Source organism: Streptomyces sp. SGAir0957 (assembly GCF_043523415.1).
In genome coordinates this window covers 5,721,894-5,734,830 of sequence record NZ_CP027293.1, presented here as the reverse complement: position 1 = coordinate 5,734,830, position 12,937 = coordinate 5,721,894, and the positions used below count along the sequence as shown (strand labels likewise).

At 68.8% G+C, this 12,937-nt stretch carries 12 protein-coding genes; 3 read left to right on the top strand and 9 right to left on the bottom strand.

Features of this window, described 5'->3' with window-relative positions; translation table 11 throughout:
* The first annotated feature begins 42 nt into the window (after window positions 1-42).
* Complete coding sequence (locus tag C1N81_RS30555; RefSeq protein WP_394434488.1) at window positions 43-909, top strand: TerD family protein; 867 nt, start codon at window positions 43-45, stop codon at window positions 907-909.
* A 42-nt stretch (window positions 910-951) separates the two neighbouring features.
* Here C1N81_RS30555 and C1N81_RS30550 read toward each other — a convergent pair whose 3' ends face one another.
* The 6 genes from C1N81_RS30550 to C1N81_RS30525 all read right to left on the bottom strand — a co-directional run bounded on the left by C1N81_RS30550 (window position 952) and on the right by C1N81_RS30525 (window position 5,724).
* Window positions 952-1,698 carry a TerD family protein gene (locus C1N81_RS30550; RefSeq protein ID WP_394434486.1) on the bottom strand — a complete coding sequence of 249 codons (747 nt, stop codon included), beginning with the start codon at window positions 1,696-1,698 and terminating at the stop codon, window positions 952-954.
* A gap of 172 nt (window positions 1,699-1,870) precedes the next feature.
* Window positions 1,871-3,016 carry a DUF475 domain-containing protein gene (locus C1N81_RS30545; protein WP_394434484.1) on the bottom strand — a complete coding sequence of 382 codons (1,146 nt, stop codon included), beginning with the start codon at window positions 3,014-3,016 and terminating at the stop codon, window positions 1,871-1,873.
* An 81-nt stretch (window positions 3,017-3,097) separates the two neighbouring features.
* The gene (locus tag C1N81_RS30540) at window positions 3,098-3,673 is read right to left on the bottom strand and encodes a TerD family protein (RefSeq protein WP_363191440.1); all 576 of its coding nucleotides are present in this window, start codon (window positions 3,671-3,673) and stop codon (window positions 3,098-3,100) included.
* Window positions 3,674-3,824: 151 nt separating this feature from the next.
* A complete protein-coding gene (locus tag C1N81_RS30535) occupies window positions 3,825-4,400 on the bottom strand; it encodes a TerD family protein (RefSeq protein ID WP_394434481.1) in 576 nt (191 codons plus the stop codon).
* 140 nt (window positions 4,401-4,540) lie between these two features.
* Entirely contained in the window at window positions 4,541-4,999 is a 459-nt protein-coding gene (locus tag C1N81_RS30530) for a peroxiredoxin (protein WP_394434479.1), read from the bottom strand.
* Between the two features lie 293 nt (window positions 5,000-5,292).
* Complete coding sequence (locus C1N81_RS30525) at window positions 5,293-5,724, bottom strand: DUF3052 domain-containing protein (protein WP_394434478.1); 432 nt, start codon at window positions 5,722-5,724, stop codon at window positions 5,293-5,295.
* Window positions 5,725-6,178: 454 nt separating this feature from the next.
* On the opposite strand from C1N81_RS30525, the gene aceE reads away from it, so the two are divergent.
* Complete coding sequence (gene aceE, locus C1N81_RS30520; protein ID WP_394434476.1) at window positions 6,179-8,926, top strand: pyruvate dehydrogenase (acetyl-transferring), homodimeric type; 2,748 nt, start codon at window positions 6,179-6,181, stop codon at window positions 8,924-8,926.
* 433 nt (window positions 8,927-9,359) lie between these two features.
* On the opposite strand, the gene C1N81_RS30515 is transcribed toward aceE, so the two are convergent.
* The 3 genes from C1N81_RS30515 to C1N81_RS30505 all read right to left on the bottom strand — a co-directional run bounded on the left by C1N81_RS30515 (window position 9,360) and on the right by C1N81_RS30505 (window position 12,008).
* Window positions 9,360-9,668 (bottom strand): small hydrophobic protein, encoded by a 309-nt coding sequence (locus C1N81_RS30515; RefSeq protein WP_394438323.1) that lies wholly within the window; start codon window positions 9,666-9,668, stop codon window positions 9,360-9,362.
* An 83-nt stretch (window positions 9,669-9,751) separates the two neighbouring features.
* Window positions 9,752-10,123, bottom strand: a complete 372-nt coding sequence (locus C1N81_RS30510; protein WP_394434474.1) for a peptidase inhibitor family I36 protein — start codon at window positions 10,121-10,123, stop codon at window positions 9,752-9,754.
* 274 nt (window positions 10,124-10,397) lie between these two features.
* Window positions 10,398-12,008: an MFS transporter gene (locus C1N81_RS30505; protein WP_394434472.1), complete on the bottom strand. Its 1,611-nt coding sequence runs from the start codon at window positions 12,006-12,008 to the stop codon at window positions 10,398-10,400.
* A 110-nt stretch (window positions 12,009-12,118) separates the two neighbouring features.
* Between C1N81_RS30505 and C1N81_RS30500 the strand changes: the two genes are divergently transcribed.
* Complete coding sequence (locus tag C1N81_RS30500) at window positions 12,119-12,760, top strand: TetR family transcriptional regulator (RefSeq protein WP_394434470.1); 642 nt, start codon at window positions 12,119-12,121, stop codon at window positions 12,758-12,760.
* Window positions 12,761-12,937: the final 177 nt, after the last annotated feature.

Sequence of the window (12,937 nt, the reverse complement as noted above, 5' to 3'; positions counted from 1 at the left end):
CCCGCGTTGTCCCGGCCCACCGCGGGAAGGCAGGATGACCGTATGACGCACGCGATGCTCAAGGGGGCGAACGTCCCGCTCGACGCCACGGCGGTACGCGCCGTGCTCCGCTGGACCCCCGGGCAGGGCGTACCCGCGGTGGACGCCTCCGCGCTGCTCCTCGGCGCCGACGGCAAGGTCCGCTCCGACGAGGACTTCGTCTTCTACAACCAGCCGCGCCACCCCTCGGGCAAGGTCTGGCGGCTCGGCCAGAAGCGCGTGCCCGAGGGCATGACGGACACCCTCCAGGCGGACCTCGCGGGGATGCCGCACGAAATCACCCGCATCCTCTTCACGGCCTCCGCCGACGAGGTCGCGTTCGAGCACGTGCAGGCGCTGCGGATGTTCGTGTACGACGCCACGGCCGAGGGCGCCGAACCGCTCGCCCACTTCGACATCAAGCCGGAGACGGGCGCGGAGACCGCGATGATCTGCGGCGAGCTGTACCGGCGCGGCGACGGCTGGCGGCTGCGCGCCGTCGGCGAGGGCTACTCGAACGGCCTGGTCGGGCTCGCCACGGACTTCGGCATCTCGGTCGACGAGTCGGCCGCCGCGGAGCCCGCGCCGAACCCGCCCGTGCCGAACCCGCCCGCACCGGGCCCGCACCCGCCGACCGGCTCCGCACCGGCCTCCTCCGGCCCCGACACGACCGCGCCGACCGTGCCCGCGGCCCACCCCGCGCAGGCGGCCCCCGCCCCGTCGTTCCCGTTGCCGCCCCAGCAGCCGCCGTCGTACGGGTATCCGCCGCAGCCCGCGGCGCAGCCGGCCCCGCCCTCCCAGCCCGCGTACGGCTATCCGCAGCCGGTCGCGGCCCAGCCCGACCCGGAGTTCCGGCTGCCGCCGCAGGGCCCGCAGTTCATCGGGCGCTGAGCAGCTACGGGTGCCGGGTCGGCGCGACGGGCGCGCGGACGGCTAGCTCTCCCCCACCTTGGACTTGTAGCCGCGGCCCCACTGCAGCCCCCAGCCGTACAGCCGGTCCAGCTCGGCCTGGAACCCGTAGACGAACTTGACCTCGCGCCGCACCACCAGGTCGCCCTTGACGTTCTCGATGGAGACGACGGCGCAGGAGCGGGCCTGCGGCGCGCGCTCGTCGAGGCTGATCTCGATGCGCGGGCCGTTGCTCGGGTACAGCGTCACGATCGCGTGCGTACGGTCGAAGGCCGGGGTCTGGTCGTAGATGTAGACGAAGATCAGCAGCCGTTTGATGGCGTCGCGGTGGTCGAGGTTGACGTAGATGGTCTCGCCGGACGCCGAGCCGAACCGGTCGTCCCCGCTGAGCTTCACGTACGGCGGCGCGTTGAGCGAGCCGAAGAAACTGCCGAGCGGCTGTACGACCCCTTTGTCGCCGTCGGCCAGCTCGTAGAGGCAGCCGAGGTCCAGGTCGACGTTGACCATGGACTGGGTGTGCGCCTGCACGACGTCCGGTTTGAACATGCTGAACGGATGCCGTATCAGGCTGTTCTTCTCGAACCCGCCGATGTCCGAGGTCCGCATCCGCCAGGACAGGTTGACCCGGAGGTTGCCGGTCTCCGCGCCCTGCTTGGAGAGCGAGACGACCGGATGTCGTTTGGTGAGTTCGATGGAATTGGTCGCCGCGCTGCCCGAATCGAAATCGAACTGCGCGGAACCGCCCCGCCAGATCTTGTCCCACAAGGACATGCCGCCCCCAACTGCCGATGCCGCGTCGCCTGTTCATGCCGATCATGCCGTTCACGCCGAACGGGGCGGTCGCGGGAGGACCTTGCCTCGTGCGACCGCCCCGTTCAGAGCGTTCCAGGATTGTGCCCGGACTAAAACCCCGGGCTCATCGTCCCAGGTCAGGGCCGTCTTCTCAGACCCCTGAGGAGACCTCGCTCTTGTCCGGACTGCCCGCGGTGCCCTCCTCGGCCGCGAGGCGCTGGTTGCGGCGCACCGAGGAGAAGAACGACCAGGCGATGAGGACGACGCCGATGAGGCCGGTGATGATCTCGTTGATCTCGTAGCGGATCGTGACGAGCAGGATCACGGCCAGGGCGCCGATCGCGTAGTGCGCGCCGTGCTCCAGATAGACGTAGTCGTCGAGCGTGCCCTGGCGGACCAGGTAGACGGTGAGCGAACGGACGTACATGGCGCCGATGCCGAGGCCGAGCGCCATGATGACGATGTCGTTGCTGATGGCGAAGGCGCCGATCACGCCGTCGAAGGAGAACGACGCGTCCAGGACCTCCAGGTAGAGGAACATGAAGAACGCGGCCTTGCCGGCGAGGACCACCGCCGACTTGGGCTTGCCCTCACGGGCGGCCCGTTCCTCCTCCTCGTGCTCGCGCTCCTCCTCTTCCTCCAGACGGTTCTCGAAGAAGCTGGAGAGCCCGCCGACGACGAGGTACGTGATCAGACCGGCGACACCGGAGATGAGCACCGTGGACTGCTTGTCGGCGTGCACGCCACCGTGCTGGTGGGCGTGGATCGCGAAGGTCATGGAGCAGATCAGGAGCACGATCAGCGCGATGCAGACCGACAGCATGTCGACCTTGCCGAGCTTGGCGAGCGGGCGCTCCAGCCAGCCGAGCCACTTGATGTCCCGGTCCTCGAAGATGAAGTCGAGGAAGATCATGAGCAGGAACATGCCACCGAAGGCGGCGATGGACGGGTGCGCGTCGGTGACCAGCTGCTGGTAGCGGTCCGGCTGGTTGAACGCGAGGTCGACGGCCTCGACCGGGCCCATCTTCGCGCTGATCGCGACGATCACGACGGGGAAGATCAACCTCATGCCGAAGACGGCGATGAGCACACCGATCGTGAGGAAGATCTTCTGCCAGAAGGCATTCATCTTCTTCAGGATTCCGGCGTTGACCACCGCGTTGTCGAAGGAGAGCGAGATCTCCATGATCGCCAGGATCGCGACGAGGCCGAGCGCCGTCCATCCGTCGTAGAACACCGCGGCGATCAATCCGAGCACGGTGATCGCGAACGACCAGCCGAAGGTTTTCAGAACCACTGACTACCCCATCGTGTGTACGGGTTTCCCCGTGCTGGTTGTACGGGGCTCCCCCGCTCCGTGCACGGCTTTATCAACGCTTTAGGAAACGTTGACTCCGAAGTCTAGAGCGATGCCGCGCAGTCCGGACGCGTACCCCTGGCCCACTGCACGGAACTTCCACTCGCCGCCGTACCGGTAGAGCTCGCCGAAGATCATCGCGGTCTCGGTGGAGGCGTCCTCGGAGAGGTCGTAGCGGGCGAGCTCCTGGCCGTCCGCCTGGTTGACCACGCGGATGAACGCGTTGCTCACCTGGCCGAAGGTCTGTCCGCGGTTGTCCGCGTCGTGGATCGAGACCGGAAAAATGATCTTGTCGCAGGTGGCCGGGACCTTGGACAGGTCCACGATGAGCGACTCGTCGTCACCCTCGCCCTCACCCGTCAGGTTGTCCCCGGTGTGCTCGACCGAGCCGTCCGGGCTCGTGAGCTGGTTGTAGAAGATGAACCATTCGTCGCCCATCACCCGGCCGCCGCTGCACAGCAGCGCACTGGCGTCCAGGTCGAAATCGGCCCCGGTGGTGGAACGTGCGTCCCAGCCGAGCCCGACCAGGACCTGCGTGAGGTTCGGTGCGGCCTTGGAGAGGGAGACATTGCCTCCCTTGGCGAGCGTGACGCCCATGATCCCTGGTCCTCCCCGCGTGTATGACGGTGCTGTGGTCGAGCGCGTCCGGCGCCGCACTGCTGGAGTGCGGCGCCGGACGGGTGAGCGTGGTGCGACCGCCCGGGCGGTGACTGCCCGTACGGCGATCGCCCGTGGGGCTGCTGTCGGCTCAGACGTTGACGCCGAAGTCCTGCGCGATGCCGCGCAGGCCCGAGGCGTAGCCCTGGCCGACGGCGCGGAACTTCCACTCCGCCCCGTTCCGGTACAGCTCGCCGAAGACCATCGCGGTCTCGGTCGAGGCGTCCTCGGACAGGTCGTAGCGGGCGATCTCGGCGCCGCCCGTCTGGTTCACGACGCGGATGAAGGCGTTGCGCACCTGGCCGAAGGACTGCTGCCGGTTCTCGGCGTCGTAGATCGAGACCGGGAACACGATCTTGTCCACGTCGGCCGGGACCGCCGAAAGGTCGACCTTGACCTGCTCGTCGTCGCCCTCGCCCTCACCGGTCAGGTTGTCGCCGGTGTGCTCGACCGAGCCGTCCGCGCTCTTCAGGTTGTTGAAGAACACGAAGTCCTTGTCGTTGCGGACCTTGCCCTCGGCGCTGGTCAGGATGGCGCTGGCGTCCAGGTCGAAGTCCGTACCGGTGGTGGTGCGGACGTCCCAACCCAGGCCCACGACGACCGCTGTGAGGCCAGGGGCCTCCTTGCTCAGCGATACGTTGCCGCCCTTGCTGAGGCTGACTCCCACGAGTCCTCCCTATGGTCTGTAGGGGCGGGGAGCCCCGTAGTGCGTCTTGTATCGGATCAACGTCTGGATCCTAGTGAGGGGTTCCCGCCCCGGCGAGGTTCCCACCGGGTGTCGTACCCCGAGAATCCGGAAGAACCGCTTTACAGGGCTTCGAGCGCCTTCGCGTACTCGTTCAGGTCACGGGCGTCCGGGAGGCCGTTCACGACGGTCCAGCGGACCACGCCCTCCTTGTCGATGATGAAGGTGCCGCGCACCGCGCAGCCCTTCTCCTCGTCGAAGACGCCGTACGCGCGCGACGCCTCGCCGTGCGGCCAGAAGTCGCTCAGGAGCGGGTACTCCAGGCCCTCCTGCTCGGCGAAGACCCGCAGCGTGAACGGGGAGTCGTTCGACACCGCGAGCAGCTGCACGTCGTCGTTGACGAACTTCGGCAGCTCGTCGCGCAGGGCGCACAGCTCGCCGGTGCAGACCCCGGTGAAAGCGAACGGGTAGAAGAGCAGCACCACGCTCTTCTCTCCGCGGAAGTCCGAGAGCTTCACGGTCTCGCCGTGCTGGTTCTTGAGCTCGAAGTCCGGGGCCTTGCTGCCGACCTCGATCGCCATGGTGAAGCTTCCCTTCGATGGGGCTGTTCGGGTGGCTTCACCCTAGTTGGCGGGGCCCGACACCGTTCACGACGGCCCGGAGGTCTGGGGATATCTGGGTACGGAGGGCGGGTCCGGAAGGCCGGGTCCGGAAGGTTGGGCATGGAAGGCCGGGCATGGAAGCCGGATACGGAAGGCCCCATGCGGAGGCCGGAGCCGGGAGCCGCGCATGCGGGAGGCCCCGCGGGCGCACGTGTGTGCCCGCGGGGCCTCCTCTGGGGTCTCCCGGGTCCTTCCGGTCCCGCCGGGACGGTCTACCGCTTCTTGGCGGCCGTCTTGGGCGTCACCAGCCTGCTCCCGGTCCAGTCCTTGCCCACGCTGACGCCCTTGGTCTGCGAGAGCCCGGCGGTCGTGGCGGCCTCACCGATCTCGCTCGGCTCGACGTACCCGTCCCGCCCGGTCTTCGGCGTCAGAAGCAGGATGTAACCGCCGTCTTCGATGTACGTGGTGGTGTCCACCAGCGCATCAGTAAGGTCCCCGTCGTCCTCACGGAACCAGAGCACCACGGCATCAGCCACGTCGTCATAGTCCTCGTCGACGAGCTCTGTGGCGGTTGTGGCCTCGATGGCCTCACGGAGCTCCTGATCGACGTCCTCGTCGTAGCCGATCTCCTGGACCACCATGTCGGTCTGGAAACCAAGCCTTGCGGCAAGGTTCGTCTCCGCGTGGTCCGCGGTCGCGCTCACGGATTGCCTCCTGATCATGTTTACGAAGTTGTCTTAGCTTCGCGCACGCGCGAAGCGTTGGCCGTAGTCCACACGTGCGCGACGGATCGCGCAAGTACCCGGCCGTCGAGACCGCCGAAACGGTGACGTTCCAGGCTGTGCCACCACAACTCCTGTCAAGGATTCCCGCAGGCCGGTGATGTACGCCACAGCATTCTGCCGGGTTTGCCCGCCCTGCGCCGACACCGAGCGTAACCGCCCCGCCGATTTGCTTCGCACAGAGATGACGATTCCGATTCCGAGGTACACGATGGACCAGGGTGTACCCCGACGGCGTACGCGACAGTGGGCGACGCACGACCGACCGTGGACGGCCGACCGTGCACCGCCCGAAGCACCGCCCCCGGTGGTGCCGGCAGTGGCATCGTCGGCAGTGCACCACCGAGAGCGGCATCACCGACAGTGAAGGAACAGCGTGGTTTCCGGATCCGATCGCAACCCGATCATCATTGGCGGTCTTCCCAGTCAGGTCCCGGACTTCGATCCGGAGGAGACACAGGAGTGGCTCGACTCCCTCGACGCCGCGGTCGACCAGCGCGGCCGCGAGCGAGCCCGCTACCTGATGCTCCGACTGATCGAGCGGGCCCGCGAGAAGCGCGTGGCCGTGCCCGAGATGCGCAGCACGGACTACATCAACACGATCGCCACCAAGGACGAGCCCTTCTTCCCCGGCAACGAGGAGATCGAGCGCAAGGTCCTCAACGCCACCCGCTGGAACGCCGCGGTGATGGTCTCCCGCGCGCAGCGCCCCGGCATCGGCGTCGGTGGCCACATCGCCACGTTCGCGTCCTCGGCGTCGCTGTACGACGTCGGCTTCAACCACTTCTTCCGCGGCAAGGACGACGGCCGCGGCGGCGACCAGATCTTCTTCCAAGGGCACGCCTCGCCCGGCATCTACGCCCGCGCCTACCTCCTGGACCGCCTCACCGAGGACCAGCTCGACGCCTTCCGCCAGGAGAAGTCGAAGGCGCCGAACGGACTCTCCTCGTATCCGCACCCGCGCCTCATGCCGGACTTCTGGGAATTCCCGACCGTCTCCATGGGCCTCGGCCCGCTGGGCGCGATCTTCCAGGCCCGGATGAACCGCTACATGGAGGCGCGCGGCGTCGCGGACACCTCCGCCTCGCACGTGTGGGCGTTCCTCGGCGACGGCGAGATGGACGAGCCCGAGTCGCTCGGCCAGCTCTCCATCGCCGCCCGTGAGGGCCTGGACAACCTCACCTTCGTCGTCAACTGCAACCTGCAGCGGCTCGACGGCCCGGTGCGCGGCAACGGAAAGATCATCCAGGAGCTGGAGTCCCAGTTCCGCGGCGCCGGCTGGAACGTCATCAAGCTGGTCTGGGACCGCAGTTGGGACCCGCTGCTCGCGCAGGACCGCGACGGCGTCCTGGTCAACAAGTTGAACACCACGCCCGACGGCCAGTTCCAGACCTACGCCACCGAGCCCGGCTCGTACATCCGCGAGCACTTCTTCGGCGACGACCACCGGCTGCGCGCCATGGTCGAGAACATGACCGACGACCAGATCCTCCACCTGGGCCGCGGCGGTCACGACCACAAGAAGATCTTCGCCGCGTTCACGGCGGCCAAGGAGCACAAGGGCCAGCCGACGGTCATCCTCGCGCAGACGGTCAAGGGGTGGACCCTCGGCCCGAACTTCGAGGGGCGCAACGCCACGCACCAGATGAAGAAGCTGACCGTCGACGACCTCAAGGGCTTCCGCGACCGGCTGCACATCCCGATCTCCGACGCGCAGCTGGAGGGCGGCGCCCCGCCGTACTACCACCCCGGCCGCGACAGCGAGGAGATCCAGTACATGCACGACCGCCGCAAGGCATGTGGCGGCTACGTGCCGACCCGCGTCGTGCGCGCGAAACCGCTCCAGCTGCCGGAGGACAAGGCGTACGCCACGGTCAAGAAGGGCTCCGGGCAGCAGTCGATCGCCACCACCATGGCGTTCGTCCGGCTCCTGAAGGACCTCATGCGGGACAAGGAGATCGGCAAGCGCTTCGTGCTGATCGCGCCCGACGAGTACCGCACCTTCGGCATGGACTCCTTCTTCCCGAGCGCGAAGATCTACAACCCGCTCGGCCAGCAGTACGAGTCCGTCGACCGCGACCTCCTCCTCGCCTACAAGGAGTCGCCGACCGGCCAGATGCTCCACGACGGCATCTCCGAGGCGGGCTGCACGGCTTCGCTGATCGCGGCCGGTTCCGCATACGCGACGCATGGCGAACCCCTCATCCCTGTCTACGTCTTCTATTCGATGTTCGGTTTCCAGCGGACCGGCGACCAGTTCTGGCAGATGTCCGACCAGCTGGCGCGCGGTTTCGTCCTCGGCGCGACCGCCGGCCGAACGACCCTGACCGGCGAGGGCCTCCAGCACGCCGACGGCCACTCCCAGCTCCTGGCCTCGACCAACCCCGCCTGCGTCGCCTACGACCCGGCGTACGGCTACGAGATCGCCCACATCGTCAAGGACGGCCTGCGCCGCATGTACGGCCCGACGGCCGACGGCAAGCCCGGCGAGGACGTCTTCTACTACCTCACCGTCTACAACGAGCCGATCCAGCACCCCGCGGAACCCGCCGACGTCGACGTCGAGGGCATCCTCAAGGGCATCCACCGCATCAGCACGGGCACCTCCGGTGAGATCCCCGCGCAGATCATGGCCTCGGGCGTCGGCGTCCCCTGGGCGATCGAGGCCCAGCAGATCCTCGCCCAGGAATGGAACGTGCGGGCCGACGTCTGGTCCGCCACCTCCTGGAACGAACTGCGCCGCGAGGCCGTGGAGGTGGAGCGCCACAACCTGCTCCACCCCGAGGAGGAGCAGCGCACGCCGTACATCACGCGGAAGCTGTCCGGCGCCCAAGGCCCCTTCGTCGCGGTCTCCGACTGGATGCGGTCCGTGCCCGACCAGATCTCCCGCTGGGTCCCCGGCACGTACCAGTCGCTCGGAGCCGATGGCTTCGGCTTCGCCGACACCCGGGGCGCCGCCCGCCGCTTCTTCCACATCGACGCCCAGTCGGTCGTCGTCGGGGTCCTCACGGAGCTGGCCCGCGAGGGCAAGGTCGACCGCTCGGTCCTCAAGCAGGCCATCGACCGCTACCAGCTGCTGGACGTGGCCTCGGCCGACCCCGGGGCCGCGGGGGGCGATGCGTAGGGGTTAGCGGGTTGGTGCCGGGGGCGGGCCGCACGGCTTCGGCCGGGTGGAGCCGAGCGGTTCGCCTCCGGCGAGCGGGTTGGGGCTGGGGCGGGCCGCACGGCTTCGGCCGGGTGGAGCCGAGCGGTTCGCCTCCGGCGAGCGGATTGGTGCCGGGGGCGGGCCGCACGGCTTCGGCCGGGTAGGGCCGAGCGGTTCGCCTCCGGCGAGCGGGTTGGGGCTGGGGCGGGCCGCACGGCTTCGGCCGGGTAGGGCCGAGCGGTTCGCCTCCGGCGAGCGGATTGGGGCTGGGGCAGCCGCTCGACATCGGCCGAACCCGGTTACCCGAACCCGGTCGCCCGACCCCGCCGTTCAGCGCGGCGCGGGCCCCGGCAAGGTGGTCGGGGTCGCGTCGAGCTGGTCGTCGGGAGCGGTCAGTCGGTCGTGCTCGGGGTCAGAACAGTCCGCCCGCGGCGGAGCCGGTCGCCGAGGCGAGCCATACGACCGCGAGCAGCGTGTCGATGGCGCCGAGGACGACGGCGACCAGCGCCGGCACGGACTGCGTGCCGGTCCAGCGACGCCCCATGGCCAGCCAACCGCAGACCAGGGCGACCGGACCCAGCAGGATGCCCAGAGCGAAGAATCCGGCGATCGCGCTGACGAGGCCGATGATCGCGAGCGACGCGCGGTCCGGCCCGCTCCGCGATCCTGTGCGGCCGCGTGAACGGGGGTACTTGCGCGTGCTGTGGCTGAAGCCCGCCATCATCACTCCTCGAGCTCGTCCGGACTCGGGCGATGCTTCGAGTACCCCGTCTGCCCCCGTCAATCACCGGCGCCCCGGTGTCGTCATCTCTCCCACACCTTGAACGCGCGGGCCCGGTACGGCGATTCCGGTTCCCAGGTACCACTGCCGGGGTAGGTCTGGAACTCCCCGGTCTCCCCGCACTCCGCGGACTGGTAGGTGGTGACGGGGCGGCCGGTGCGATTCGCGAGCGACGCCGCGCTGCTCCCCTCCGGCAGCGCGACGCAGCTCTCGATGTCGATCCCGGACAGCTCGTAGGTGTGCCGGGCGCCCTTGAACTGGGTCTTCCCCCAGAGGCAGAGCTCCCCCGCCCCGCAGGCGCCGAGCGTCGGTGGCGCCGCCGCGGCCGGAGCGGCCGGCAGGGCCATGGCCCCGAGCACCGCCGCGGCGACGCCGACGGTGAAGGCGATTGGCATGGTCGTAGGACTGTGCATGAACGTACGCATGTGCTTGAACCCCCGTGTCGTGCCGACCAGTTGCGTTCGCGACTGATCGCCTGACACCCACCTTGGCCCGGAGGATCCGGTTCCGGGAAGGGCTTCCGAGCGACGTCACCCGGATAAGCGAAAGCCCCCGGAAGGTTCCCGGGGGCTTCCCCCACACGAGCGGTTTCAGCGCCCTGTCGACGGCTGAGGGCGGTACTGCCCGACCCCATGAGCTGGGGTCATGGGCACCGGGACCGCCTGCGGATCAGATGTGCGCGGCACCCGCCGCCGCGTCCGCGTTGTCACCCCTCTTGGTGAGCATCGCGACGAGGATCGCGACGACGGCGACACCGGAAGCGACCAGGCAGGCCAGGCTCATGCCGGAGATGAAGGTGTCGTGCGCGACACCCGTGATCTTCTCCGCGAGCGCGGCCGGCGTGCCGGGCGGCACCGGCGCGGCACCGACCTGGACGGCCTCGGACGCCTGGTCCAGCTGCGTCGGGGACAGCGGCGGAAGCTTGGCGTCGGTCCAGTTGCCCGCGAGGTCGCTGTCCACCTTCGACGCCATCACGGCGCCGAGGACGGCCGTGCCGAGGCTGCCGCCGATCTGCATCGCGGCCTGCTGGAGTCCGCCGGCGACACCGGACAGCTCCATCGGCGCGTTGCCCACGATGACCTCGGTGGCGCCGACCATGACGGGTGCGAGGCCGAGGCCGAGGAGCCCGAACCAGACGGACATGATGCCGCTGCCGGTGCCCGCCTCCAGCGTGGACATGCCGTACATGGCGATGGCCGTGCACGCCATGCCGCCCGCGAGCGGGATGCGCGGCCCGACCTTCGTGATCATCGCGCCGGCCAGCGGCGAGGCGACGATCATCATGCCGGTCAGCGGCAACAGGTGCAGACCGCTGTCGATCGGGCTCATGCCGTGCACGTTCTGCAGGTAGAAGGTGACGAAGAACAGGCCGCCCATGAACGCGATCGCCATGAGCACCATCAGCACCACACCGGCCGACAGCGGCACCGAGCGGAACAGACCGAGCGGGATGAGCGGCTCGGCGACCCGGGTCTCCCACAGCGCGAACACCACGAAGCAGAGCACCGCCGCGGCGAGGAACGTCCAGGTCAGGCCGTCGCCCCAGCCCCACTCGGGCGCCTTGATGAGGGCCCAGACGAGACAGAACATCGCGCCGGACAGCAGCGCGATGCCGGGTATGTCGAAGGACCGCGGCGCGTTCTCGGCGCGGTGGTCGAGGAGGATGACGAGCCCGAGGACGAGCGCGAGGACGCCCACGGGGACGTTGATGAAGAAGACGGACTGCCAGCTGACGTGCTCCACGAGCACGCCGCCGAGGATCGGTCCGCCCGCGGTCGACGCGCCGATGACCATGCCCCAGATACCGATCGCCATGTTCAGCTTCTCGGCGGGGAAGGTGGCGCGCAGCAGGCCGAGCGCGGCGGGCATGAGGAGCGCACCGAACAGGCCCTGGAAGACACGGAAGGTGACGACGAGCGCGATGCTGTCGGACAGGCCGATGGCTCCCGAGGCGGCGGCGAACCCGACCACACCGATGAGGAAGGTCTGCCGGTGTCCGAACCGGTCGCCGAGCTTGCCCGCGGTGATGAGCGTGACCGCGAGGGCGAGGAAGTAGCCGTTGGTGATCCACTGGACGTCGGCGAAGCTCGCGCCGAGGTCCTTCTGGATGGCCGGGTTGGCGATGGCGACGATGGTGCCGTCGAGGGCGACCATCATCACGCCGATCGCGACGGAGAAGAGGGTCAGCCAGGGGTGGCCGCGCAGCCCCTTGGCCGGTGCCGGGACGGGGTCGGGTCCCGGAACCCGGTCCGCCTTGTCGACAGTGGTCTGACTAGTCATACGTTCGAGGCTAGTGACAGCGCCTGACAGTTGACAAAGTATTTCACAAGTCGGTAACTGTCACGTCGCTCACACTACGCTGGGCTGCACAAACAGCCCGAAAGAGGATCATGACGACTCGGTTGAACCTGCGTGAACTCAAGAAGCAGCGCACTCGAAACGCCCTGTTGCGCGCCGCACTTGAGCTCTTCACGTCCCAGGGGTTCGAGTCCACCACCGTCGATGAGATCGCCGAGGCCTGCGAGGTCTCCCAGCGGACCTTCTTCCGCTATTTCGCCAACAAGGAGGAGGCCGCGTTCGCCGTCCAGGAGATGGTGGAGTCCCGCTTCGTCGCCGCCTTGCGCGAACGACCCGCAGGAGAGAGTCCGTTCGAGGCGCTGCGCCATTCCGTCCTCGGCACCTGGGAGGCGCTGAGCCGCTCGGTCGAGGAAGTCATCCCGGTCGAACTGCACATGCGGACCTACCAGATGATCGAGTCGACTCCGGCGCTCCTTGCCGCGCATCTGCGCCGCTCCATCGAGCTGGAGGAGGAGATCGCGCGCGTCATCGCGGAACGCGAGGGGCTCGACGTGGACACCGACCCGCGCCCGCGCGTCGCGGTGGCCGCGTTCAGCGGAGTGATGCGGATGACGGGCCGCCTGTGGGGCGCGGGCGAGGACGCGAGCCTCGACGCCATCCGCGCACTCACCGAGTCCTACCTCGACCACTTGAAGCCGTCCCTGGGCGAGCGGTGGGGCCGCGCCGGAGCGTGAGCGGTCGCCACACCGGAGGGAGAGCGGTGGGGCCGCGCCGGAGCGTGAGCGGTCGCCACACCGGAGGTTGAGCGTGAGGCCGCGCGGAGCGCGAGCGCCCTCACGTGGCGCCAGTCGCACGTACGCGCGCGTGGCCAGCCCAAGTCCTCACGCAGCGTGAAGGCAGGCCCGTGACTG

Coding starts and splice junctions, on each gene's coding strand:
- C1N81_RS30555 (WP_394434488.1), top strand. CDS start 43: ATGACGCACGCGATGCTCAAGGGGGCGAACGTCCCGCTCGACGCCACG.
- C1N81_RS30550 (WP_394434486.1), bottom strand. CDS start 1,698: ATGTCCTTGTGGGACAAGATCTGGCGGGGCGGTTCCGCGCAGTTCGAT.
- C1N81_RS30540 (WP_363191440.1), bottom strand. CDS start 3,673: ATGGGCGTCACGCTCGCCAAGGGAGGCAATGTCTCCCTCTCCAAGGCC.
- C1N81_RS30530 (WP_394434479.1), bottom strand. CDS start 4,999: ATGGCGATCGAGGTCGGCAGCAAGGCCCCGGACTTCGAGCTCAAGAAC.
- C1N81_RS30515 (WP_394438323.1), bottom strand. CDS start 9,668: ATGGCGGGCTTCAGCCACAGCACGCGCAAGTACCCCCGTTCACGCGGC.
- C1N81_RS30510 (WP_394434474.1), bottom strand. CDS start 10,123: ATGCCAATCGCCTTCACCGTCGGCGTCGCCGCGGCGGTGCTCGGGGCC.
- C1N81_RS30505 (WP_394434472.1), bottom strand. CDS start 12,008: ATGACTAGTCAGACCACTGTCGACAAGGCGGACCGGGTTCCGGGACCC.
- C1N81_RS30500 (WP_394434470.1), top strand. CDS start 12,119: ATGACGACTCGGTTGAACCTGCGTGAACTCAAGAAGCAGCGCACTCGA.